The sequence below is a fragment of the Duganella sp. GW821-FHT01E12 genome, from assembly GCF_059422325.1.
This window is the reverse complement of record NZ_JBWKWR010000001.1, coordinates 1,098,139-1,121,812: the sequence shown is the minus strand read 5'-3', so window position 1 is coordinate 1,121,812 and position 23,674 is coordinate 1,098,139. Positions and strand designations below refer to the sequence as shown.

Sequence of the window (23,674 nt, the reverse complement as noted above, 5' to 3'; positions counted from 1 at the left end):
GCAGGCGGCCCATATGAAAACAGGGCCTTGCGGCCCTGTCGTTTGAGTTATCAGTACTTCTTCTTGAACTTGTCCTTGGCGCCCGGCGCCGGCTTTTTAGGCGGCGTCGATTTGCCGGACTCCGGCGGCATGCGCTCGGCGTGGCTGATCTTCAGCTGCGCGCCGCCGACCCACACTTTGCCCAGGTGCTTGAACAGGTCCGGCGGCATCCCGTCCGGCAGCTCCAGCATGCTGTAGGTGTCGAAGATTTCGATGCGGCCGATATGCTTGGCCTCCAGCCCCGCCTCGTTGGCGATGGCGCCGACGATGTTGGACGGCGTGGCCGCGTGGTTGCTGCCCACCTCGATGCGGAAGGCGCTCATCGGCAGCGTGACCTTGCCCGGCTTTTCCTTTTTCTTCTTCGGCGCGGCTTCTTCCACCTCGACCGGTTCCACGCGCGCGGCCTTGGCCAGCGGCGAGGCGGCCGGCGCGGACGACGGCGCAGCCTTGGCGGCGGCCGGCGCGCGGGCCGGCACCGGACGGGCCGCTGGTGCTGCCGACGGCGCCGACGGCGCGGCGTCGCCGTTATCGCGGCTGATGCGCAGCTGCTGGCCGCCCACCTTGATGCCGGCCAGGTGTTCGAGCACGTCGGCGGTCAGGCTGTCCGGCATATCGAGCACGCTGTAGTCGTCGTAGATCTCGATGCGGCCGATGTTCTTGGAGTCGATGCCGCCCTCGTTGGCGATGGCGCCGACGATGTTGCCCGGCTTGACGCCGTGCTGGTAGCCCACCTCGATGCGGAAGGTCTGCATGCCGGGATCGGCGGCGCGCACGATGCGTTCCTTTTTCGGGAAACGTTCGCTGCGTTCGGCGCGGTCGGTGCGCTCGAAACGGTCGCCGCGGTCGTTGCGGTCATGGCGCTCGAAGCCCACTTGACGGCCCGGACGCTCGTCCCAGGTGGCGGCGGCCACTTGCTGCTTTTTGTCCAGCAGCAGCGGCACGTCGCCGCGCGCCATCTTGGCCAGCGCGGCGGCGATCTCGATCGCCGGGATGTTCTGTTCGCGCTCGAAGTCCTCGATCAGCGACTGGAACTGTTCCAGCTCGCCCTGGGCCAGCGTCTCGCTGATCTGCGACTTGAACTTGGCGATGCGCACGTCGTTGACGGCCTGGATGGTCGGCAGCTCCAGCATGCCGATCGGCTGGCGGGTGGCGCGCTCGATCGATTTGAGCAGGTTTTTTTCGCGCGGGGTGATGAACAGGATCGCCTCGCCGCTGCGGCCCGCGCGGCCGGTGCGGCCGATGCGGTGGGTGTAGCTTTCCGGATCGTGCGGCACGTCGTAGTTGACCACGTGGCTGATGCGCTCCACGTCCAGGCCGCGCGCGGCGACGTCGGTCGCCACCAGGATGTCGATCTTGCCGTCCTTGAGCTGCTGGATGGTGCGCTCGCGCTGCGCCTGCTGGATGTCGCCGTTGATGGCGGCGGCCGAGAAGCCGCGCGCCTGCAGCTTCTGCGCCAGCTCCTCGGTACCGAGCTTGGTGCGCGAGAAGATGATCATACCGTCGAAGTTCTCGGCTTCCAGGATGCGGGTCAGCGCGTCCAGCTTGTGCATGCCGGACACCAGCCAGTAACGCTGGCGGATGTTCTCATTGGTGCCGGTCTTGGCGGCGACCGTGATTTCCTTCGGATTGCGCAGATAGGTGTTGGCGATGCGGCGGATGGCCGACGGCATGGTCGCCGAGAACAGCGCGGTCTGGCGCGATTCCGGGGTCTCTTGCAGGATGCGTTCGACGTCGTCGATAAAGCCCATGCGCAGCATCTCGTCGGCTTCGTCGAGCACCAGCGTTTTCAGCTTGGACAGGTCGAGCGAACCCTTGTCCAGGTGATCGATGACGCGGCCCGGCGTGCCGACGACGACGTGCACGCCGCGGCGCAGCGCCGACAGCTGCGGGCCGTAGCTTTGGCCGCCGTAGATCGGCAGCACGTGGAAGCCGGGGATATGGCCGGCGTAGGTCTGGAAGGCCTCGGCGACCTGGATCGCCAGTTCGCGGGTCGGCGCCAGCACCAGCGCCTGCGGCGTGGTCTGTTTGATATCGATGCGCGACAGGATGGGCAGCGCGAAGGCGGCGGTTTTCCCCGTCCCGGTCTGCGCCTGGCCCAGCACGTCCAGGTTATCGAGCAGCAGCGGGATGGTCGCGGCCTGGATGGGCGACGGCGACTCGTAGCCGACTTCCTTCAGGGCCTTGATCAACGGCGCGCTGAGGTTCAGATCGGAAAAAAGGGTGATGGGGGAGGTTGGGGTTTCAGACATGGCGTCACTCACAAGTATGTTCGAATCGCCTAATTGCGAAAGAAATTTGTGCGTAGTTTACTCTCTATCGACGCCTTGGGCCGGTTTTTGGGCAAAAACGGCCATTTGCCGGCAAAAGCGCGACGTTCGCCGGGCCCCAAAAAAAAGACAGGCCGGAGCCTGTCTTTTTCTTGCGCCGCCCAGGCCAGAGGTCCGGGGCGGCACGTCCTGCGCTAGCGGATGCGGATTACTTGCTGGCCGCTGGAGCCGATGCTGCGGGCGCCGGGGTCGAAGCTGCCGGTGCGCTGGCGGCTTTGGTGGTCTTGGCCTTCTTGTGATGCACTTTCTTGGCCGGTGCGCTCGATGCCGGTGCCGATGCGGCTGGGGCCGGGGTCGATGCGGCGGCGGTGGCTGGTGCCGAAGCGGCTGGAGCCTGGGCGAATGCGGCGCCTGCGAACAGGGTGGCGATCAGGGTGGCGATTACTTTTTTCATGATGTATTTCCTTTAAATTGGTTTATATGGTTTATTAAATTACTTGGCTGCTGCTACTTTGGTGTCTACTTTCGCAGCGGCGACTGGCGCTGCGACTTTGGGTTCTTTGTCTGCCTTGACTTTGTGATGCGTCTTGGTCTTCGCGGTCTTCACTTCGGTCTTGGTTTCGGCCTTGGCTTCGGTTTTGACATCGGCGGTTTTGACTTCGGCGGCTTTCACTTCGGTCTTCGCTTCGGTTTTCACCACGGCCGGCTTGGCGGCTGGAGCGGTGGTGGCGGCGACTGGCGCTTGTGCGAATGCTGCGGTTGCGAACAGGCCGGCGATCAGGGAAGCGATAATTTTGGTCATGATGTGATTTCCTTTTTCTGGGTTTCGGCATCGGGACTATCCCGTGTCGCATGAGCAAAAAACGGCGCAGACCATCGATCAGTTGACGACCATTACAACCTCTTACCGACTCTTACACTCGCTTACAAGTCGCCGCAAACACTCTCAGTGCGGTTTCGCCTGGTTCTTCAGCGCCTGCGGCTGATCGCGGCCACGTTTGACTGGCTGGGAGATGGCGCGCTGCGGGCTGGCGCGCAGACGGTTGCGGCGGCGCCGGAGCGCGTTCGCCTTCGGCCGGGCGGCTGTCAGCCTGCGCGCCGCCCTCGTGCAGACGCGCTATCGCGGCTTTGCGCGCCGAGCGGCAAACGTCGGCCAGCAGCCATTCGTTGCTGCCGGGGAGGCGCAGCCACACCGCTTTCCACGCATTGCGGTTGCCACTACCGTGCAGATTCGCGAAGCACGATGGCGATACCGTGTGCCCTTCATATTTGATTTCCGCTCCAACCACCGTGGCGAAATAGGGCTGGCTGCCGAAGCTGGCGCGCAGCCTGGTGCCCTCGGGAAGAAAAACCTGCTTCCATTGATATCCGGCCTCGGACACCGCCGCAGGCTGTTGCGGGACAGGCGGCGGATTGATGTAATTGCGGATCGCTTCGATGACGAAGGGCTCCTGCGCCAGGGAATCCGACCAGAAATTGCCGGTGAATTCGCCCAGCTCGACCAGCACGTCGTCAGGTACGCGGATTGGGAATTGGAGGTTGTACGTGGGCTTAATCTTGGGCGAGGTAGGCATGGGGGGGGGCTCTCTAAAATCGGTTTTTACTAAGCGCTGCTAACCACTACTAACCTGTACTACACAGCGCTATCACGTACTAAAAATGCCGTGCCGAATGCTAATCGCTACTAATTTTTTCGACCTGTATTCGTTAGAGGCGATTAGTATTTTTTAGTTCCGAAAATAGCGCGGAGTCTCACGAAATATCGATGGTTAGCATGGGGTAGTAGTGGTTAGCGCGTTTTAGTAAAAGCCGAAAAAACAGACCCCGCCCTGCATATGCCTGAGACGTGATTGGGATGAACGAAAAAAATGCCGCCCAGTGTGAACTGGGCGGCATTCCGGCCGAAGCCTCGCTGCGTTCCGCGATAGCGGCGGATTACTTGCTGGCTGCTGGAGCCGATGCTGCCGGCGCCGGGGTCGAAGCCGCTGGTGCCGAAGCTGCCGGTGCGCTGGCGGCTTTGGTGGTCTTGGCCTTCTTGTGATGCACTTTCTTGGCCGGTGCGCTCGATGCTGGCGCCGAAGCGGCTGGAGCCGGGGTCGATGCGGCGACGGTTGCGGAGGCCGAAGCGGCTGGAGCCTGGGCGAATGCGGCGCCTGCGAACAGGGTGGCGATCAGGGTGGCGATTACTTTTTTCATGATGTGATTCCTTTAAAATGGCTTATATGGTTTAGTGAATTACTTGGCTGCTGCTACTTTGGTGTCTACTTTCGCAGCGGCGACTGGCGCTGCGACTTTGGGTTCTTTGTCTGCCTTGACTTTGTGATGCGTCTTGGTCTTCGCGGTCTTCACTTCGGTCTTGGCTTCAGCCTTGGCTTCGGTTTTGACATCGGCGGCTTTGACTTCGGCGGCTTTCACTTCGGTCTTCGCTTCGGTTTTCACCACGGCCGGCTTGGCGGCTGGAGCGGTGGTGGCGGCGACTGGCGCTTGTGCGAATGCTGCGGTTGCGAACAGGCCGGCGATCAGGGAAGCGATAATTTTGGTCATGATGTAGTTCCTTTTTCTGGGTTTCGGCATCGGGACTATCCCGTGTCGCATGAGCAAAAAACGGCGCAGACCATCGATCAGTTGACGACCATTACAACCTCTTACCGACTCTTACACTCGCTTACAACTCGCCGCGAACACGCTCAATGCGGTTTCACCTCGTCCTTGAGCGCCGCCAGCGCCATGCGCTCCACCAGACCGGGCGCGATCAGCTTCATCCAGCGTCCCAGCTTGCCCTTGGCCGACATCACCACCTCGCGCCGGCGCGCCTGCATGCCGTCGACGATCAGCCGCGCGCACTCCTCCACCGGCATCGCCTTGTCCTCTTTCAGGCTGCTGCTGCCCAGCGCCCCGCCGGCCGCGTTAAAGCCGCGATAGCGTATCTGGGTCGCCACCACGCCCGGATAGGCGATCGTCACGCTCACGCCGGCCGCCTTCAGTTCCGCGCGCAAGGCCTCGAAGAAGCCGCTCATGGCGAACTTGGTGGCGCCGTAGGCCGTGCGTCCCGGCACGCCCACCAGCCCCGCCAGCGACGACACCGCGACGATGCTGCCGCGCGACTGCTTCAGGTACGGCAGCGCCGCATGCGTGCACCACACGCTGCCCCACAGGTTGATCTTCATGAGCTCCTCGTACCAGGCCAGGTCAGCCACCTCCTCGAACAGCGCGTGCGCCGAACGGCCGGCGTTGTTGATCAAGGCGTCGACGCGGCCGAAGCGCGCCACGCAGGCCGCCACCAGCGCCACGCACTGCGCCTGCACCGACACGTCGGTCGGCACCACCAGCGTCTGCGCGCCGGCCGCAGCGCAATCGGCGGCCACCTGTTCCAGCGCCGTGGCGTTGCGCGCCGCCAGCACCAGCGCCACGCCGCCGCCATGGCCGCGCGCCAGCTGGCGCGCCATCTCGGCGCCGATGCCGTCCGAACTCCCGGTGATGATGATGACTTTCATAGGCTCTCCTTTATTTTGGCAAGTACAGTAAGATAGCCCGCTTCTGCACCGAATCACACATTACGGAGTAAATATGCGTCTTCCAGTACTTGCCATCGCCGCCGGCCTCGGTCTGGCCTCCCTGCACGCCGCCGCCCAGCAGGCGCCGCTGCTGACGGAGGCGCCGCTGCGCGCCCACCTGTCCTTCCTGGCCGACGACCTGTTCGAGGGCCGCGGCACGGGCCAGCGCGGTGGCGACCTGGCGGTGCGCTATCTGGAGACGCAGGCCGCCGTCATCGGCCTCAAGCCGCTGGCCGGCGGCGGCTACCGCATGCCGGTCAAGATCGAGGGCACGAAGCTGCTGGAGCGCAGCTTCGTGCGCTTCGACGCCAACGGCCAAAGCATCACGCCCAGGAACGGCAGCGAGATCGTGTTCGGCACCGCCGCCGGCAAGGCCGACCTGACCATCGACGCGCCGCTGGTGTTCGTCGGTTACGGCGCCATCGCGCCGGAGGAAAAGTGGGACGACTACAAGGGCGTCGACATGAAGGGCAAGCTGCTGGTCATGATGGTCAACGATCCGCAGCCCACCACCGAGGAACCGAACCGCTTCGCCGGCAAGGCCTATACCTACTACGGCCGCTGGCTGTACAAGTACGAGGAGGCGGTGCGCCAGGGCGCGGCCGGCGTGCTGCTGATCCACACCACGCCGTCCGCGTCCTACCCGTGGAGCGTGCCGGCCAACGGCTTCAGTCACGAGCGCTTCCACCTGGCCGGCGCCGGCAACCCGGTCGAAGGCTGGCTGCAGGAGGACACCGCGCGCGCCCTGTTCAAGGCCGCCGGCTTCGATCTCGACGCGCTGCGCGCCCAGGCCGAAACCCGCGCCTTCCGCCCGGTCGACCTGAAGACCAGCGTGCACGCCGAGGTGCACAGCGCGATCCGCCAGATCGAGCAGTTCAACGTGGCCGGCATCGTGCCGGGCAGCGACGCCAAGCTGAAAGCGCAGGCGGTGGTCTACTCGGCCCACTGGGACCACCTGGGCATGGACGAAGGCGTGCGCCGCGACGACCGCGGCGACCATACCTGGAACGGCGCCATCGACAACGCCTCCGGCGCCGCCGCCCTGCTGGCGATGGCGGCCGAGGCGGTCAAGCATCCGGCCAGGCGCACCCAGGTCTTCCTGTGGCCGGCCGCCGAGGAGCAGGGCCTGCTGGGCAGCGCGGCCTATGTGCAGAATCCGGCCTGGCCGCTGGCGCAGACCACGGCCGACCTCAATCTGGACAGCATGAACTTCGTCGGCCTCACGCGCGATATCGGCGTCGCCGGCGCCGAGCGCAGCAGCCTGTACGAGGCGGCGCAAGGCGTGGCCCGCAAGATGGGGCTGAAGCTGGCGCCGGCCATCCCCGACCTGTCCGGCGCCTACTTCCGCGCCGACCACTTCAACTTCGCCAAGGCCGGCGTGCCGGCGTTCAACGTCGGCTCGGCGGTGTTCTCCGGCGACGGCCACTTCGAGTTCGTCAAGGACCCGGCGCGGTCGGCCGCGCGCCTGGTCGCGTTCAAGCAGGACTACCACCAGGTCACGGACGAATACCACGCCGACTGGGACTTGTCGGGCATGGTGCAGCAGGCGCAGTTCACGCTCAACCTCGGCTACGCGGTCGGCAACGCGCCGGCCATGCAAAGCTGGAAGGCGGGCGACGCCTTCGGCAAGGTCAAGCGCTAGAACGCACGGCCGCGCTGCGGCGCCGCGCAAAACAGGGTAGGATGGCCGCTCCCCAGAACCACCGCACAAGGAACATCATGGAAACCAACAGCCACTGGATCGACATCGCCACCGCCGACGGCAGCTTCGGCGCCTACGTCTCGCTGCCGCGCGGCGGCAAGGGGCCGGGCATCGTGCTGCTGCAGGAGATCTTCGGCGTCAACCAGCACATCCGCAACGTCGCCGACCAGTACGCGGCCGACGGCTACGTGGTGATCGCGCCGGACCTGTTCTGGCGCCACGGCGCGCGCATCGAGCTGGGCTACGAGGACGCCGACTGGAAGCGCGCCGTCGCCCTGATGAACGCCAACGACTTCGCGCTGGCGCAGTCGGACATCGCCGCCACCGCCAAGGCGCTGCGCGCGCTGGACGGCGTGGGCGACCAGATCGTGTCGATCGGCTTCTGCTACGGCGGCCGGCTGTCCTACCACACGGCCGCCAACGGCCTGGTGGACGCGGCCGTATGCTACTACGGCGGCGGCATCCATAACGCGCTCGAGCGCGCAAGCCAGATCACGGTGCCGATGCTGATGCACTTCGGCGGCGCCGACAGCCACATCCCGCCGGCCGCCGTGCAAAGCATCGCCGAGCGCTTCGGCGACAACGAGCAGGTCGAGATCCATGTGTACCCGGGCGCCGAGCACGGCTTCAACTGCAACCACCGCGCGTCCTACCACCAGCGCGCGGCGGCCCAGGCGCACGGCAACACGCTGCTGTTCCTCGGCGAGCAGCTGTAATGGCCCGCCTGACGCTGGCCTTCCCCGAGGACCAATATTATTACTCGACCCAGCTGACGGTGCGCGTGACCGACATCAACGGCGCCAACCACCTGGGCAACGACTCGATGATCTCGATGATCTCCGAGGCGCGCGCCCGCTTCCTGTACCAGTTCGGGGTGCAGGAGACCGGCAGCGACGGCGTCGGCATCATCGTCACCGACCTGGCCACCACCTACAAGGCCGAGGCCCACGCGCGCGACCAGCTGCTGTTCGAGATCGGCGTGATGGACTTCAACCAGTATGGCGGCGACATCACCTTCCGCGTGACCCGCCCCAGGGACGGCAAGCTGGTGGCGATGGCCAAGTCCGGCTTCGTGTTCTTCAACTACCAGAGCGGCCAGGTGACGCCGATGGCGCCCGAATTCCTGGCCAAGTTCCCCAAGGTCAACCGCATCTGACCCGGCGCGTCAGCGCTTGGCCACCTTCGGCACGATGGCCTTGTTGAACCAGTCGTCCAGCATCTGCTTCTCGTAGCGCAGCGTGTCGCTGTCGTTGTAGCGGCTGATGCCCTGCATGTAGTTCATGTTCGACACCTGCTCGTCGCCGCTGCGCAGCACCTTGCCGTCCTGCTCCAGCGTGTAGCGCAGATGCATGCGCGGCCAGTCGGCGCCGCCGTTGAGCACGCGGATATCGTCGCCGCCGTTACGGCGCGGCCACATGCGGCCGGCCAGGTCGATGTCCAGCACCTCGATCTTCAGGTTCTGCCCGGCCGGCAGCTTGGCGTTGAGCGTGGCGAAGTAGTCGCTGAAATCCTTCAGCACGCGCTCGCGGTCGATGGCGTTGCGCGGCACGTCGGTAAAGTCTTCCGGCTTGACATAGCTGACGCTGACATCGGCCCAGGCTGCGCCGGCCAGCAGCGCCAGCGAGGCGGCCAGCATGGTACGGGTGAGTACTCGCATTTGCTTCTCCTTCACGGTTGATGCTTTCAATATAGCCTTTTTCGCCGGCGCGGGCCTCGTTTGAAGCGCTTTGTTACCAAACTTACTTGGGCCCCATGTCACGCCCCTGTCATATCAAATCCTTAATATTACGCCCGTCGAGGTGCAGCCACCACCTCGCATGATGCCGCGCCCGGCGCCGGCACATGGAATGGCCACAACTACAACAGGATTTCCCCATGACCGAGTCCCTCGATCTGTCCCGCCGCAGCATCCTCAAGTTCCTGTCCAGCGCGCCGCTGTTGCCGCTGGCAGGCGGCAGCGCGACCGCCGCCCTGCTGTCGGCCTGCGGCGGCGGCGACACCGCCGCGCAAGCACCGCAACTGCTGTCCGTCACCTTCACCGGCATGGCCGCGCCATCGCTGGCCAACGCCGCCGCCATGGCCACCACCACGGTCGGCTCGACGCTGAACCTGAGCTATTCCGACGGCAAGACCCAGCCCTACTCGCTGGCCTACCAGACCTTCTTCATCACCGGCGCCAACGTGCCCAACGGCAGCGGCGGCACCATCCTGGCCGGCGGCTACTACGACATCAACAACCAGCCCATCGTCGACAAGACCGACGCCGGCGGCCGCCAGTTCTTCTCGGACTGCCCGGACGGCACCTCGCTGCTCAAGCTGGCCGCGCCCACCGTGGCCGGCGTCAAGGGCAACACCGTGTTCGCCGTGGTGCAGTTCGAATACACCACCCGCAACGTCAAGGGCGACTCGATGTACGGCATGCTGCCGTCGCCGATCGCCGTGCTGACGCTGGACCAGGACAAGACCACCGGCGCGCTGTCGCTGGTCAAGTACCACAACGTCAACACCGCCGGCGTCAACGGCCTGTGGATCACCTGCGGCGCCAGCCGCTCGCCGTGGAACACCCACCTGTCGAGCGAGGAATACGAGCCGGACGCGACCAGCATCGACAAGAACACCCAGTTCGCCAACTTCAGCACCAACCTGTTCGGCGACGCCACCAAGGCCAACCCCTACCACTACGGCCACATGCCGGAAATCACCGTCAACCCGGACGGCACCGGCAGCATCAAGAAGCACTACTGCATGGGCCGCATCTCGCACGAACTGGTGCAGGTGATGCCGGACGAGCGCACCGCGCTGATGGGCGACGACGCCACCAACGGCGGCCTGTTCATGTTCGTGGCCGACAAGGCGCAGGACCTGTCGAGCGGCACCCTGTACGTGGCCAAGTGGGCGCAGAAGACCGCCGAGAACGGCGGCTCGGCCACGCTGTCGTGGATCAAGCTGGGCAGCGCCACCAGCGCCGAGATCAAGGCCCTGGCCGATTCGCTCAAGGCGGCCGACATCCTCAGCGTCAAGACCAGCGATCCATCGGACGCCACGTACACCAAGATCCCGTTCAGCGGCAAGACCAACTGGATCAAAATCGTGCCGGGCAAGGAAAAGGCCGCGGCCTTCCTCGAGACCCACCGCTACGCCGCGTTCAAGGGCGGCAGCATGGGCTTCACCAAGATGGAGGGCACGACCGTCAACGCCAAGGACAAGATCGCCTACTCGGCGATGAGCTACATCAACGGCGCCATGAAGGACGGTTCCGGCGGCATCAAGATCCAGGGCCCGAGCGCCGGCATCGTGTACGCGCTGAACCTGAAGGCCGGGCAGGTGGACGACAGCGGCGCCGCCATCAATAGCGAATGGGTGCCGGTCGACATGGCCGCCGTGCCGGCGCTGGTCGGCGAGGACCTGGCCACGCCCGACGCGCTGGGCAACCTGGCCAATCCGGACAAGATCGCCAATCCGGACAACATCAAGTTCTCGGAAAAGCTGCGCACCCTGTTCATCGGCGAGGACAGCGGCCTGCACGTCAACAACTTCCTGTGGGCCTACAACGTCGACACCAAGGCGCTCACGCGCGTGCTGTCGACGCCGGCCGGCGCGGAGTCGACCGGCCTGCACGCGGTCGACGACATGAACGGCTTCGCCTACATCATGAGCAACTTCCAGCATCCGGGCGACTGGGAAGCGGCGCTGCACGGCAAGGTGCAGCCTACGCTGGACCCGCTGATCCGCGCCAACTACCGCGACCGCTTCGGCGCCGCCGTCGGCTACCTGACCGGTTTCCCGACGCTGAACTAAGTCACCCCAGCTGTCCCGGCCCGCAACGAGCGTCACGCTCCTTGCGGGCTTTTTTGCGTCCAGCGCTCAAGCCGGGCGACCAGCAGGCGCTCGTCGGGCAGCAGCATCTGGTATTCGGCGGCGATGATTTTGTTGGGCAGGCTGTCGAGCGCATAGCGCGCCTCGGCCGCGCCCTTGGCTGCGCACAGTATCAGGCCCACCGGCGGATTTTCTTCCGGCTTGGTCCAGTGCTCGCGGGCGTAGTTCAGATAGAGGTGCATCTGGCCGGCATCGCCAGCGCCGAACTTGCCGGTCTTCAGATCGATCACCACCAGGCACTTCAGGCGGCGATGGAAAAACAGCAGGTCGATGCGGAACCAGGTGTCGTCGAGCCGCAGGCGGCGCTGGCGGCCGACGAAGGCGAAATCGTCGCCCAGTTCCAGCAGGAAGTCGGCCATGTGCTGGATCAGGGCGTCCTCCAGATCGGACTCAGAATATTCGTCCTTCAAATCGAGGAACTCCAGCACGAAGGGGTCTTTGATCGCCTGTTCCGGCGTGAGGACATCGTCCGCTTGCGGCTGGGCGCCCTGCGCCAGCATCTTGGCCTGATTCCTGGAAAGCACGGTGCGCTCATAAAACTGGCTGTTCACCTGACGGTCCAACTGCCGAACCGACCAGCCACCACGCAGCGCCTCCGTTTCGTAGAACAATCTGGCGTCGGCGGTCTTGACGGACATCAGGCGCACATAGGCGGACCAGGGCAAAGTGAATTTGCCAGACACCGTCTGGTGAATTTCCGGCCAGAATAAATAAAAATTACGCATTTGCTGCAGATTTTGCCTGCTGAAACCACGACCAAAGCGGCTGCCAAGATCGGCCGAAAGGCGCAACATGAGTTCGTCGCCATACGCGGCGCGGTTCGCCCCCTCCTGCTCGCACTCGACAATCCTCCGTCCTATTTCCCAATAAGCCGCGGTCATCAGGGCATTCACGCTGCGCGCGGCGGCCCGGCGCGAGGATTCCAGCAATTCGACGATCTGCGTGTGGATGTCGGCATAGTTGGCGATTAGCATGTTTTCGCGCTCCGGACATGAGGATGCTTAAATCGTAGCCCCCATTACTTGCGCGCCTTTGGACCGGCGTCAAAGTAAGCGCAGCATGCCCCGCCGCCGGCTTGTTGCACACCCCGATAAAATATTTCTCACAGAGATAGCAATATTGCCAAAAACGAAGTATTGTTTCGGTTGCACAAAGGCGTTACAGAAGACTAACGCTGCGCCGCCGCCGAACAACGCGCCGTACAATAAGACCGCCCGCGGACATCACGGGAGTGTTGTGCAAAGCAACAGGAATTTTTGTTGCCTGTTGTTAATATCTTTGGGTAAGACTACAATCGAAAAACTCATTCAGTAGTGCCATTTTGCGGAACTCGTCCCTATGTCTTTTTTGTCTGCTGCCTCGCCTAAGCTAGCGCCCTGGAAAGTCCTGTTGGTCGACGACGAACCGGACATCCACGACATCACGAAGCTGACCCTGAGCCGCTTCCGTCTCGACGGCCGCGCCCTCAGTTTCGTGCACGCCTACAGCGGCGCCGAGGCCAAGGAGGTGCTGGCGCGCGAGGCCGACGTGGCCCTGGTGTTCCTCGACGTCGTGATGGAAAAAGAGGACAGCGGCCTGGAAGTGGCGCGCTGGATGCGCGAGGACCTCGACAACCAGTTCACCCGCATCGTGCTGCGCACCGGCCAGCCCGGCCAGGCCCCCGAGGAGCGCGTGATCGTCAACTACGACATCAACGACTACAAGGAAAAGACCGAGCTCGACCGCACCAAGCTGTTCACCACCACCTTCGCCGCGCTGCGCGCCTACCGCGACATCATGAAGGTCGAGGAGGCCCGCCGCCAGCAGCTCAACTACCGCGAGGGCCTGGAGCGCGTGATCGCCGCCTCGGCCCACATCTTCCAGCAGCGCAACCTGAAGGACTTCGCCAACGGCCTGCTGCAGCAGGTGGTGGCGCTGCTGCGGCTCGAGCACAGCATGCTGCTGCGCCTGCGCGGCGCCACCGCCATCACCGGCGAGAACGACTACGAGATCCTGGCCCAGATCGGCGACGAGGACGGCACCCTGCTCAGCCCCGACGTGCTGGCCCAGCTCGACGCCGCCAAGAGCAACAAGATCTCGCGCGTCGAGGGCGACACCTACATCGGCTACTTCCCCAACAGCAGCGGCAAGGCCTCGCTGCTGGTGCTCAAGGGCGTCGACGAAATCTCCGAGATCGACACCAAGCTGCTGGAAGTGTTCTGCTCCGGCGTCGCGATCGCCTTCGATAATATTTTGCTGACCCAGGAGATCACCGATACCCAGGCCGAGCTGATCCTGCGCCTGGGCGACGTGGTCGAGTCGCGCTCCAACGAGGCGGGCAACCACGTGCGCCGCATGTCCGAGGTGTGCCACCTGCTGGCCCAGGCCTCCGGCATGCCGGAGGACGAGACCGCCGTGCTGCGCCACGCCGCGCCGATGCACGACATCGGCAAGATCGCCACGCCGGACGCGGTGCTGCTCAAGCCGGGCAAGCTCGACGCGGCCGAATGGGAGATCATGAAGCAGCACCCGACCGTCGGCCTGTCCATCCTGGACGGCTCGCAGCGCCCCATCCTCAAGGCGGCCGCCGTGATCGCCCACCAGCACCACGAGAAGTTCGACGGCAGCGGCTATCCGCAAGGCCTCAAGGGCCACGACATCCACCTGTACGCGCGCATCGTCGCCGTGGCCGACGTGTTCGACGCGCTGATGCACAAGCGCTGCTACAAGGAAGCCTGGCCGATCGACCAGGTGGTGGCCCATCTGCGCGAAGTGGCCGGCCATCACCTCGACCCGCTGTACGTCGACCTGCTGTGCCAAAACATCGACAAGGCGGTCGCCATCAACGAGCGCTTCCCGGACTAGACCGACATAAGCATATGCGCAATAGGTTGTTGTTAAACTGAATTCCTTGCCATTAAGATCGTGGTCCGGTCCAGACCACGCAAGGAATCCACGATGCCACACACCCCGCGTCCGCACGCCCTCCCTCCATTGCCTTTGCGCCGCAGCGTGCTCGCCTGCGCGTTGCTGCTGACAGCGCAGTCCGAGCTGCACGCGCAGCAGGCCGCCGACGCGGCCATCGACCAGGTCACCGTGGTCGGCTCGCGCGCGCGCAACCGCACCGTGTACGACAGCGCCGTGCCGATCGACCGCTTCGGCGCGCGCGAGGTGGAGAACGCGCTGGCCAGCGGCGAACTGGGCGCGGCCCTGCAGAACCTGGCGCCGTCGATCAACTTCCCGCGCATCGAATCGAGCGGCGCCTCCGACTCGGTGCGCGGCGTGCAGCTGCGCGGCCTGGCGCCGGACCAGGTGCTGGTGCTGATCAACGGCAAGCGCCGCCACGCCAGCGCCGTGCTCGACACCGAGAGCAGCTTCGCCGGCACCGTGCCGGTCGACATCAACGCCATCCCGCCCGGCGCCATCGACCACATCGAGATCCTGCGCGACGGCGCCGGCGCCCAGTACGGCAGCGACGCCGTGGCCGGCGTCATCAACATCGTGCTCAAGAACGCCCGCAGCGGCGGCTCGGCCGCGCTCGGCTACGGCGCCAACCACACCGACTTCCAGCCCACCAACGAGACCAAGACCGACGGCCAGACCAAGACCGCCAGCGCCGACTACGGCGTACCGCTGGGCGACGCCGGCTTCCTGCGCTTCGGCTTCGACACCCGCAGCCGCGCGCCGACCCAGCGCGCCGGCTTCAGCGACGCCGGCTGGACCTCGTGGAATTCCACGCCGGCCGACCTGGCGCTGGACGGCAAGGTGGTGTTCAAGTCCGGCGACTCGCACCAGAACAACAACTACCTGTTCTACAACGCCCTGCTGCCGCTGGCCGGCGGCGTCGACGCCTATTCCTTCGCCACCGTCAACCAGCGCAAGTCCGACGGCAGCGCCTACTTCCGCTATCCGGGCGACCCGTCCAATGTGCCGGCGCTGTACCCGGCCGGCTACCGTCCGGTGACCAAGGGCGACATGAGCGACGTCAGCCTGGTGGCCGGCGCGCGCTTCACCCGCGCCGGCTGGAACTGGGACCTGAGCGCCCGCCACGGCGCCAACCTGTTCCGCTACGACCTCGACCACTCGGCCAACGCCTCGCTGGGCGCGCAAAGCCCGACCAGCTTCCACCTGGCCGGCTTCGACTTCCGCCAGAACGCGCTCAACGCCGACCTCACGCGCGAGCTCGACCTGGGCCTTGGGGCGCCGCTCAACCTGGCGCTGGGCGCCGAGGTCATGCACGAGACCTACCGCAGCTCGCCGGGCGACGCCGCCTCCTACGCGGCAGGCCCCGTCACGGACGCGCCGCCGGGCGCGCAGGCCGGCCCCGGCCTGCGCCCGCAGGACGCCTTCGACGGCGGCCGGGCTATCCGCTCGGTATACGCCGACGCCGAAACCGACCTCACCAGCCGCCTGCTGCTGGGCGCGGCCGCCCGCTACGCGCACTACAGCGATTTCGGCAGCGCCAGCACCGGCAAGCTGTCGGCGCGCTACAAGCTCAGCGAGTCCTTCCTGCTGCGCGGCTCGCTGTCCAACAGCTTCCGCGCGCCGGCGCTGGTGCAGACCGGCTTCCGCTTCTCCACGCTCAACTTCAACAGCGACGGCAGCGGCCTGCAGACCGCCTCGCTGCTGCCGGCCAGCGATCCGCTGGCGCGCAGCTTCGGCGCCGAGGCACTGAAGCCCGAGAAATCCACCAACCTGTCGCTGGGCCTGGCATGGCGTCCGCAGCGCAACACCAGCTTCACGCTGGACGCCTACCGCATCAAGATCCGCGACCGCATCACCCGCAGCAGCGACCTGCAAAGCGACGCCGCCACCGCCTACCTGGCCGGCATCGGCCGCGGCGACATCCAGTCGGTGGCCTACCTGGCCAACCTGCTCGACACCAGCACCACCGGCCTGGACGCGGTGCTCAACCACGACCTGGCCTTCGCCGGCGGCAAGCTGGACCTGAACGCCGCGCTCAACCTGAACAAGACCCGCCTGGACCGCGTGCGCCAGGGCTCGGCCGCGCTGGCCGCCATCGATCCGTCGCTGACCTTGCTGACCGACGCCAGCCTGTACCGCATCCGCCACGCCTCGCCCACCAGCAAGCTGGTGCTGAGCGCCGACTGGCAGGCCGCGCGCTGGAGCGTGCTGGCGCGCGCCACGCGCTTCGGCCCGCTCAAGGACTTCTCGTACGACAGCGAGGCGCCGCTCGACGACGGCGTGCACGCGCAAGCGTTCGGCGCGGTGTGGTCGGTGGACCTGGAGGCGCAGTACAAGCTGAGCAAGCAACTGACCGTGGCGGTCGGCGGCGACAACCTGCTCGACCGCTATCCGGAGCGCGTGCGCCAGACCAACAACGCCACCTACGGCGGCGCGCTGCCGTACAACTTCATCAACCCGATCGGCGTCAACGGCGCGTATTTCTACGGCCGCCTGCGCTACACCTTCTAAGCTGAGGAACCCATGAAGCTCAACCGCATCTCCACCCTGTTCGCCGCCGTCTGCCTCAGCTCGCTGATGGCCGTGCAAGCCCAAGCCAGCAACGCCCTGGTGCTGCTGACCGACTTCGGCACCTCGGACGGCGCCGTCTCCGCCATGCACGGCGTGGCCTTCGGCGTCGATCCCAAGCTGAGCGTGTCCGACCTGACCCACAACATCCCCGACTACGACATCTGGCTGGGCGCCTACCGCCTGTACCAGACCGCCAACTACTGGCCGCAGGGCAGCGTGTTCGTGGCCGTGGTCGATCCGGGCGTGGGCACGGCGCGCAAGTCGGTGGTGCTCAAGACCAGGGAGGGCCGCTACTTCGTCGGCCCCGACAACGGCCTGTTCACGCTGATCGCCGAGCGCGACGGCGTGGCCGAGCTGCGCGAGATCGACGAGAAGGTCAACCGCCTGGCCGGCTCCGGCGAGTCCTACACCTTCCACGGCCGCGACGTGTACGCCTACGTCGGCGCTCGCCTGGCCTCGGGCGCGATCAGCTTCGAGCAGGTCGGCCCGGTGCTGCCGAGCGAATCGGTGGTGAAGATCCCGTACCAGAAGGCTGTCCGCCAGGGCAAGGTGGTGCGCGGCATCATCCCTGTGCTGGACATCAAGTACGGCAACGTCTGGACCAACATCCCGAAAGCGCTGTTCAACGAACTGAACATCGGCGAGCACGAGCGCGTGCAGGTGCGCATCCTGCACAAGGGCAAGCAGGTGGACCAGGTGGTGGCGCCGTTCGAGCACACCTTCGGCGGCGTCGCGCAGGGCAAGCCGCTGGTCTACCTGAACAGCCTGCTGGACGTGGCGGTGGCCGTCAGCCAGGGCAACTACGCCAAGCAGCACCACATCGATTCCGGCGTGGATTGGGAAGTGGAGATCAGCAAGGCATCCAAGTAACCCGGTACGGCGGGGTCAGACCCCGTACGGGGTCTGACCCCAGTGGTTCATCGCCGTGCGGGGTAGGTCTTACTTGCGCCGCACCTTGGGGAAGCGCAGCTTGTAGTGCAAGCCCATGCCCGGCGCGCTGACCACCTTGACGGTGCCGCCCAGCGCGCCCGTCACCAGGTTGTACAGGATGTGCGCGCCCAGCCCACTGCCGCCCGAGCCGCGCTTGGTGGTGAAGAAGGGATCGAACAGCTGCGCCAGCGTGGCGCTGTCCATGCCGGCGCCGTCGTCGCCGTAGTCGAAGTCGACGAAGTCGCCGTCGACCTTGCCGCGTATCGTGATCTTGCCGGACTGCCCCTCCTCGAAGCCGTGCACCAGCGAGTTGACCACCATGTTGGTGACGATCTGCGACACCGCGCCGGGGAAGCTGGCCATGTTGATGTGCTCGTCGCAATCGATCTCCACGGCGATGGGCTTGCCCTTGAGCTTGGGCTGCAGCGACAGCAGCACCTCGTCCAGGTATTTGCGCAGATTGAAGCTGCGGATATCGTCGGACGACTGGTCCACCGCCACCTGCTTGAAGCTGCGCACCAGCGCCGCCGCGCGCTGGGTGTTGGTGGTCATGATGCGCAGCGATTGCGAGATGATGTCGAAGAACTGGTTCAGGCCGTCCTCGTCCAGCGTGCCGTTGGCCATGTCCTCGCGCGTGAGCTTGAGCTCCTCCACCAGATGGCTGGTGGCCGTCACGCAGATGCCCAGCGGCGTGTTGATCTCGTGCGCCACGCCGGCCACCAGCCGGCCCAGCGAGGCCAGCTTCTCCTGCCGCACCAGCTCGCCCTGCGCGTCCCTGAGCGAGGTCAGCGCGTTCTCCAGCGCCGCGTTCTGTTCCTCCAGCGCCTCCTTGGCGCGGCGGATCTCGCGGTCGGCCTGCATGCGCGCGATCGCCACCGCCACGTGGCTGGCCATGAAGGCCAGGATGTCGAGGTCGGCCTGGGTGTAGGTCACCGACTCGTCATAGCTCTGCACGATGATCACGCCGTAAGCCACGTCGCCCAGCAGCATCGGCGCGCCCATCCAGCTGGCGATGTCGGTGTTGCCCAGCGGGTGCTCCATCTCGCCGCTGTCGACCAGCGCGGTGAAGCCGGCGCGGTCGAGCAGCATGGCCTGCTTGCGCTGCAGGATGTAGGAGGACATGCCGACCCCGTAGTCGAAGCGCTTGACCGGCGCATGCTCGTCCTTCTGGTCGACGAAATACGGGATGGAGATTTCCTTGGTGTCCGGGTGGTACAGCGCCATCAGGAAGTTCTGCGCCGGCACCAGTTCGCTGATGATCTGGTGCAGCCGCATGTTCAGGCGGCTGCCGCCGGTGGCCGTGGCCGACAGGTTGGCCAGCTCGTACAGCGCGCGCTGGATGGCCTCGGCGCGGCGCCGCTCGGCCACCTCGTGCGACAGCTGGGCGGTGCGCTCCTGCACCGCGCGCTCCAGCCGGTCCATGCTCTGCAGGCCCTGCAGCGCGCCCGACACGTGGTTGGCGATCAGCGCGAACAGCGCCTGGTCTTCCTCGCTGAAGGTGTGTTGCTTGTCGTAGCTCTGGATCACGATGGCGCCCAGCACCTGGTGGTTCTGGTCCAGCAGCGGACAACCCATCCAGTGCTCGGCGATGGTGCCGATGCCGAAGCCGGCGTTCGCCTCGCGCCGCGACTGGTGCTCGGCCGCCGTCATCACCATGCGCTCGCGGGTGGCGATCACGGTCGCGGTCGGCGACTCGCCCTCGACCAGCTCGAACAACGCGTCGCGGCTGGGCGGATCGTCCACCTCGTCGACGAAATACACGAAGCGCACCTGGTTGACCGGGCCGTCGCGGTCGCTCAACGCCACGAAGAAATTGGCGGCGTACATGATGCGTCCCAGCGCCGCGTGCACGGCCTGCAGGAACTCGCTGATATCGGTGCAGCTGCTCGACTTCTGCCCGATTTCAAGCAGCATGGTTTGGACGGCTTCCAGACGGGTGAGGCGACTTTCCATCGATTTTCCTATAGTGGGCTGATGCGCATAGGAAATACTAGCAGTTCCGGCCCGGCCCGGCCACAGAAACAAAAACAGCCAGGCCGTCCTGCGACGGCCTGGCTGTTCGCACGCGCGGCGAAAGCTTACGCGTTGCCGGCTTGCTTGCGGCGGCGGACCACCGCGCCGATCAGGCCCAGGCCACCGAGCAGCATGGCATAGGTTTCCGGTTCCGGCACGGCCGAAACCGACACGCCGGACGAGTACGAACCGGACGACTTCGACACGGCGCTGCCGCTCACCAGCAGGTAGTAGCTGCCGGCGCCCAGGACGGCCGAGTCGAGCTGCCACTGGTCGGTGGCGCCGGTCGACAGCTGGGTGCCGGCCAACAGCAGGCCGCTGCCGTTGAACAGCGACAGGCCGGTGATGTCCAGGCCGTTTTTCGCATTGCCGGTATGCGAATAGACGTCGGCCGAAATGGTCGACGCGCCGGTCAGGGTGAAGGTGTACTTGTCGGCGAAGGTATTGCCTTGGTTGTTGCCGGCGATAAAGTGGCCGACGAAGTCCGCACCGCTGCTCAGATCGAGCGGGGTGTCGGGATTGCTGATGTCGGCCGCCATCGCGCCCTGCGACAGGAAGGCGGCGCCGGTCATGACCAGAATGCCGGCCAGTGCTTTGATTTTAATCATATCGAACTCCTAAAAAAAGGGAGTCCAAAATGTAGCAGCCTCGTCCTTGCCAGCCGGCCCCGCACAATTGAATGTTACATTCACTTACACGTTTATTTAACGAAATCTTAATTCTAGTAAAGAACTAATGATGTAGGTAACTATGGCTTACGATAGCCACTGTCGATCCACGCCGAGGCGCTGGCCACGCTCAGCTTGAAGGTGGGCGCCACCCGCACCCGCGCCAGTTCCTCGCCGTACGGGTCGAAGGCGCTCAGCGTGGCGTAGGGGTCGTCCTCGTCGGGCACGATGTCCAGGTTGACCTTGACCTGGCCCTGCTCGCCGTTGACGAAGACATTCTTGTGCAGCTGCGCGTGCAGCTGCTGCTCGTGGCGGCGGATCACCTCGTTGGCGGTCTTGACCAGCGTGTTGAAGGCGTTGACGTCGAGCGGCTTGGGGTTCTTCTTGTCGCGGCCCATGGTCCAGGGGCCGACCAGCGCCGGTTCCGGCTCGCCATCCTTGATCATCGCCACCGCCCAGCCCTCGTCGTCGTCGTTCTTGATGACGCGCGCGGTCCAGCCGTTCCCCTGCCATACGCGCGCCTCCTGGATCGGGGCGTCGTCGTCCTGGTGCTGTTCGGTATCGGGGTAGTCTGCGCTCATGCTGATGGCTCGTCTGGAATGGTGGGTGGGGGTGGAATGATAAGCGCACGGCCCCGTAACAACAATAGAAACACATAGATCAAGCGCAAAACCGCGGATTCCGGGCCGATGCGGCCAGTGTTTGTTTTTCGCACCCAATTGTGACATCTGCACAGAGGTGCGTTTGACTAGTCTGTGCGCGGCGGACCCGGCGCTTCCGAGGAGAGGACGAAATTTCCAATTCCCCTCGGCATCTATTGTTAACACTTCCACGCGGCAGTTCACAAAAACCGACGAAACATTCTAAATGCAAGGAAGCGTTAACAGAGAATTATGATTATTATCAATCTTGAATCACCAGTTTCCAGTTGTTAATAAAAGTGAAAGCCGGGCGCAAGCGCTCACCGGCTACTACAAAGGAACGTCAGATGATCGCTAAAACCCTGCTGGGCCTTGGCCTGGCCGGCGCAGCATTGACCTGCGGCGCCGCCGTCACCTACACCGCAACCGGCGGCATCACTTCCGGTGTCGCAGGCGTGACCACCAACACGTTTGACGACGGCTTGCTGCCGGTCGGCTTCGCCACCTATGACCAGGTTGGCGCGCTGATCCCGTCGCCGGGCAATCCCGGCTACGCGGCACAACCGCCGGGAGACCCCACCGCCTTCTTCTCGGTGGGCGTGAGCAACGGCCAACCTTCGTCATCGAGCGTGACGTTCGGCGGCCTCGGCGTGAGCTACTTTGGCTATTACATGGGCTCACCGGACAACTACAACATCGTCACCATGTACAGCGGCAATACGATGGTGTTGCAGATCAACGGCAACGACATGGCTTCCGCCGCCAGCCAGTTAGCGAACGGCAATCAGCAAACCGGCTTCTACCTGAATTTCTTCACCGACAGTGGCACGACCATCACCAAGGTCACGTTCTCGTCCAACCAGAACGCCTTCGAGTCGGACAACCATTCTTACATCGCGGTGGTCCCTGAACCCCGCACCTATGCGATGTTTTTAACCGGCCTCGGTCTGCTGGGTCTAGCCAGCCGCCGTAGCAACCACAAGACTAACCCGCGTTTCTACTAAACATAGGCTCCATATGAAAAACTTACTTCCAAAAATTGCCGCAGCAGCGCTGCTGTCGGTCTCCGGCCTGGCGTCGGCGGCCACCTGCAGCCTGACCGATATCTATTTCGATGTGCCCGGCGTCACGGTGTCGAGCTGCTTCGGCTTCGTGCCGGGCAACCTGATCAACAATTCGCCGGCCGACAAAGCCACCGTCAGCGGCATCCTGGCGACGGATTTCTTCTTCCTCGGCCAGAGCGGCGCGCCGATCGAGTCGATCAACGTCGCCCCCGATCCGATCAGCCACATCACGACCTATGACTTCGCCCAGCTGCTGGTCGGCGACGTCATCGTCGGCCTGCACTTCGGCAAGGGCAAGGGCGGGCCAGGCGTGGAAGGCACGGCCTTCTACGAGTTCAACGCCGGCTCCGGCGTGGACAAGTTCTACACCGCCCTGCAAGCGACCTCGAACGCCGGCCTGTATCGGGTCGAAACGCCGGTTCCGGAACCGGAAACCTACGCCATGATGGTGGCCGGCCTGGGCCTGGTGAGCTTCATCGCCCGCCGCCGCAAGACACGGGCATAAGCACCCCGCCCAGCACGAAAGCCCGCGCAAAGCGGGCTTTTTTTTCGTCTGGCGGAAGGCCGCTCAGCCGGCCGTCATCAGCACGAGATGCACGGCCGCGGCGGCGGCACGATGGGCGGACGCAGCGGCGTCACACGCGGATCGATGGCCGGGTCCGGCATGTGGTAGCTGTACGGCGTGATGATGATGGGCGGTATCGTCGGCGGCGCCGATGGCGGGCCCTTGGGGCCTCCGCCGGAAAGGTGCTGGGCGCTACGCTGGCGCCAGGTCCGCTTGCACATCGAGGATAGCGATTGACCCTCGCTCAATTCTAGCCAAGCCATGTTAAAGCCCTCCCTGCAATGGTCAGGTTAACAGTATAGGCAGGCATAACTTTAATTCAAGGAACATTCCGGCTCGTCGCGCCGGACAGGCATTCCATCCCGCCAATTTGCCGGTCTGTCGCAATCCGCTGGCCGCTGCCGGGCGCCATCGCTACAGTTCAACCATGCCTTAACGGCACAGGAAAAACAGAACCACCCAACCACCGAGGTCAGCCATGAAAATCACTGCTAAAAAACTGGTATTTGCCGCCTTCGTCACGCTGCTGGCTGTCGCCGCATGGCAGTCGATCTTCGGTGACGGCATGCACGTCAACATCGACGGCGACGAGATCGACGGCCCGCTGGGCTTCCTGCTCGGCACCCTGTTCGCCGGCGGCGGCCTGCTGATCGCCACCGTCGCCATCACCTGCGCCGCCGTGTTCGTCGGCCTGCTGTTCGCCGGCCTGGGCATCCTGATGATCAGCGGCATGGTGCTGCTGGCCGTGGTGGTGGCGGCGGCGGCCTCGCCCCTGCTGCTGCCGCTGCTGATCCCGGTCGGCCTGTACCTGGTGTTCCGCTCGCGCTCCCGCAAGCAGCAGCTGCGCGCCACGCTGGAACACGCCGTCTAAGCAAACTCC

23 protein-coding genes are annotated in these 23,674 nt (G+C 64.9%); 10 read left to right on the top strand and 13 right to left on the bottom strand.

Annotation, left to right across the window (positions count from 1 at the left end; translation table 11 throughout):
• Positions 1–50: 50 nt before the first annotated feature.
• The 7 genes from AC07WS_RS04825 to AC07WS_RS04795 form a co-directional block, all read right to left on the bottom strand.
• A complete protein-coding gene (locus AC07WS_RS04825) occupies positions 51–2,288 on the bottom strand; it encodes a DEAD/DEAH box helicase (RefSeq protein ID WP_494727942.1) in 2,238 nt (745 codons plus the stop codon).
• A gap of 226 nt (positions 2,289–2,514) precedes the next feature.
• Positions 2,515–2,760, bottom strand: coding sequence for a hypothetical protein (locus AC07WS_RS04820; RefSeq protein WP_494727941.1), 246 nt, complete (start codon positions 2,758–2,760; stop codon positions 2,515–2,517).
• A gap of 39 nt (positions 2,761–2,799) precedes the next feature.
• Positions 2,800–3,108 (bottom strand): hypothetical protein, encoded by a 309-nt coding sequence (locus tag AC07WS_RS04815; protein WP_494727940.1) that lies wholly within the window; start codon positions 3,106–3,108, stop codon positions 2,800–2,802.
• A 112-nt stretch (positions 3,109–3,220) separates the two neighbouring features.
• Complete coding sequence (locus AC07WS_RS04810; RefSeq protein WP_494727939.1) at positions 3,221–3,880, bottom strand: hypothetical protein; 660 nt, start codon at positions 3,878–3,880, stop codon at positions 3,221–3,223.
• Between the two features lie 361 nt (positions 3,881–4,241).
• Positions 4,242–4,502, bottom strand: coding sequence for a hypothetical protein (locus AC07WS_RS04805; RefSeq protein ID WP_494727938.1), 261 nt, complete (start codon positions 4,500–4,502; stop codon positions 4,242–4,244).
• 39 nt (positions 4,503–4,541) lie between these two features.
• Positions 4,542–4,850 carry a hypothetical protein gene (locus AC07WS_RS04800; RefSeq protein WP_494727937.1) on the bottom strand — a complete coding sequence of 103 codons (309 nt, stop codon included), beginning with the start codon at positions 4,848–4,850 and terminating at the stop codon, positions 4,542–4,544.
• Positions 4,851–4,993: 143 nt separating this feature from the next.
• Complete coding sequence (locus tag AC07WS_RS04795; RefSeq protein WP_494727936.1) at positions 4,994–5,800, bottom strand: SDR family oxidoreductase; 807 nt, start codon at positions 5,798–5,800, stop codon at positions 4,994–4,996.
• 73 nt (positions 5,801–5,873) lie between these two features.
• Between AC07WS_RS04795 and AC07WS_RS04790 the strand changes: the two genes are divergently transcribed.
• The 3 genes from AC07WS_RS04790 to AC07WS_RS04780 all read left to right on the top strand — a co-directional run bounded on the left by AC07WS_RS04790 (position 5,874) and on the right by AC07WS_RS04780 (position 8,718).
• Positions 5,874–7,502 carry a M28 family peptidase gene (locus AC07WS_RS04790; RefSeq protein ID WP_494727935.1) on the top strand — a complete coding sequence of 543 codons (1,629 nt, stop codon included), beginning with the start codon at positions 5,874–5,876 and terminating at the stop codon, positions 7,500–7,502.
• Positions 7,503–7,579: 77 nt separating this feature from the next.
• Positions 7,580–8,278 carry a dienelactone hydrolase family protein gene (locus tag AC07WS_RS04785; RefSeq protein WP_494727934.1) on the top strand — a complete coding sequence of 233 codons (699 nt, stop codon included), beginning with the start codon at positions 7,580–7,582 and terminating at the stop codon, positions 8,276–8,278.
• Positions 8,278–8,718, top strand: coding sequence for a thioesterase family protein (locus tag AC07WS_RS04780; RefSeq protein WP_494727933.1), 441 nt, complete (start codon positions 8,278–8,280; stop codon positions 8,716–8,718). The genes AC07WS_RS04785 and AC07WS_RS04780 overlap by 1 nt, the downstream gene beginning before the upstream one ends.
• Positions 8,719–8,727: 9 nt before the next feature.
• Here the strand turns inward: AC07WS_RS04780 and AC07WS_RS04775 are convergent, their stop codons facing one another.
• Entirely contained in the window at positions 8,728–9,219 is a 492-nt protein-coding gene (locus tag AC07WS_RS04775; protein ID WP_494727932.1) for a DUF3016 domain-containing protein, read from the bottom strand.
• Positions 9,220–9,437: 218 nt separating this feature from the next.
• Here AC07WS_RS04775 and AC07WS_RS04770 point away from each other — a divergent pair, with 218 nt between their 5' ends.
• Positions 9,438–11,360 carry a PhoX family protein gene (locus AC07WS_RS04770; protein ID WP_494727931.1) on the top strand — a complete coding sequence of 641 codons (1,923 nt, stop codon included), beginning with the start codon at positions 9,438–9,440 and terminating at the stop codon, positions 11,358–11,360.
• A gap of 32 nt (positions 11,361–11,392) precedes the next feature.
• On the opposite strand, the gene AC07WS_RS04765 is transcribed toward AC07WS_RS04770, so the two are convergent.
• Positions 11,393–12,412, bottom strand: a complete 1,020-nt coding sequence (locus AC07WS_RS04765; protein ID WP_494727930.1) for a PDDEXK nuclease domain-containing protein — start codon at positions 12,410–12,412, stop codon at positions 11,393–11,395.
• Between the two features lie 364 nt (positions 12,413–12,776).
• On the opposite strand from AC07WS_RS04765, the gene AC07WS_RS04760 reads away from it, so the two are divergent.
• The 3 genes from AC07WS_RS04760 (at position 12,777) to AC07WS_RS04750 (ending at position 17,783) form a co-directional block, all read left to right on the top strand.
• On the top strand, positions 12,777–14,282 hold the full coding sequence (locus tag AC07WS_RS04760; RefSeq protein ID WP_117014315.1) for a response regulator: 1,506 nt from the start codon (positions 12,777–12,779) through the stop codon (positions 14,280–14,282).
• Positions 14,283–14,375: 93 nt separating this feature from the next.
• A complete protein-coding gene (locus AC07WS_RS04755; RefSeq protein ID WP_494727929.1) occupies positions 14,376–16,853 on the top strand; it encodes a TonB-dependent receptor plug domain-containing protein in 2,478 nt (825 codons plus the stop codon).
• Positions 16,854–16,865: 12 nt separating this feature from the next.
• Positions 16,866–17,783 carry an SAM hydrolase/SAM-dependent halogenase family protein gene (locus tag AC07WS_RS04750; protein WP_494727928.1) on the top strand — a complete coding sequence of 306 codons (918 nt, stop codon included), beginning with the start codon at positions 16,866–16,868 and terminating at the stop codon, positions 17,781–17,783.
• 69 nt (positions 17,784–17,852) lie between these two features.
• On the opposite strand, the gene AC07WS_RS04745 is transcribed toward AC07WS_RS04750, so the two are convergent.
• The 3 genes from AC07WS_RS04745 to AC07WS_RS04735 all read right to left on the bottom strand — a co-directional run bounded on the left by AC07WS_RS04745 (position 17,853) and on the right by AC07WS_RS04735 (position 21,105).
• Positions 17,853–19,796, bottom strand: a complete 1,944-nt coding sequence (locus AC07WS_RS04745; RefSeq protein WP_494727927.1) for a GAF domain-containing sensor histidine kinase — start codon at positions 19,794–19,796, stop codon at positions 17,853–17,855.
• Positions 19,797–19,921: 125 nt separating this feature from the next.
• The gene (locus AC07WS_RS04740; RefSeq protein WP_494727926.1) at positions 19,922–20,464 is read right to left on the bottom strand and encodes an FxDxF family PEP-CTERM protein; all 543 of its coding nucleotides are present in this window, start codon (positions 20,462–20,464) and stop codon (positions 19,922–19,924) included.
• A gap of 140 nt (positions 20,465–20,604) precedes the next feature.
• Positions 20,605–21,105: a hypothetical protein gene (locus tag AC07WS_RS04735; RefSeq protein ID WP_494727925.1), complete on the bottom strand. Its 501-nt coding sequence runs from the start codon at positions 21,103–21,105 to the stop codon at positions 20,605–20,607.
• Between the two features lie 407 nt (positions 21,106–21,512).
• On the opposite strand from AC07WS_RS04735, the gene AC07WS_RS04730 reads away from it, so the two are divergent.
• The gene (locus AC07WS_RS04730; protein WP_494727924.1) at positions 21,513–22,169 is read left to right on the top strand and encodes an Npun_F0296 family exosortase-dependent surface protein; all 657 of its coding nucleotides are present in this window, start codon (positions 21,513–21,515) and stop codon (positions 22,167–22,169) included.
• Positions 22,170–22,182: 13 nt separating this feature from the next.
• Positions 22,183–22,734, top strand: a complete 552-nt coding sequence (locus AC07WS_RS04725; protein ID WP_494727923.1) for a PEP-CTERM sorting domain-containing protein — start codon at positions 22,183–22,185, stop codon at positions 22,732–22,734.
• A 77-nt stretch (positions 22,735–22,811) separates the two neighbouring features.
• Here AC07WS_RS04725 and AC07WS_RS04720 read toward each other — a convergent pair whose 3' ends face one another.
• On the bottom strand, positions 22,812–23,057 hold the full coding sequence (locus AC07WS_RS04720) for a hypothetical protein (protein ID WP_494727922.1): 246 nt from the start codon (positions 23,055–23,057) through the stop codon (positions 22,812–22,814).
• Between the two features lie 215 nt (positions 23,058–23,272).
• On the opposite strand from AC07WS_RS04720, the gene AC07WS_RS04715 reads away from it, so the two are divergent.
• A complete protein-coding gene (locus AC07WS_RS04715) occupies positions 23,273–23,665 on the top strand; it encodes a hypothetical protein (RefSeq protein ID WP_494727921.1) in 393 nt (130 codons plus the stop codon).
• Positions 23,666–23,674 lie beyond the last annotated feature (9 nt).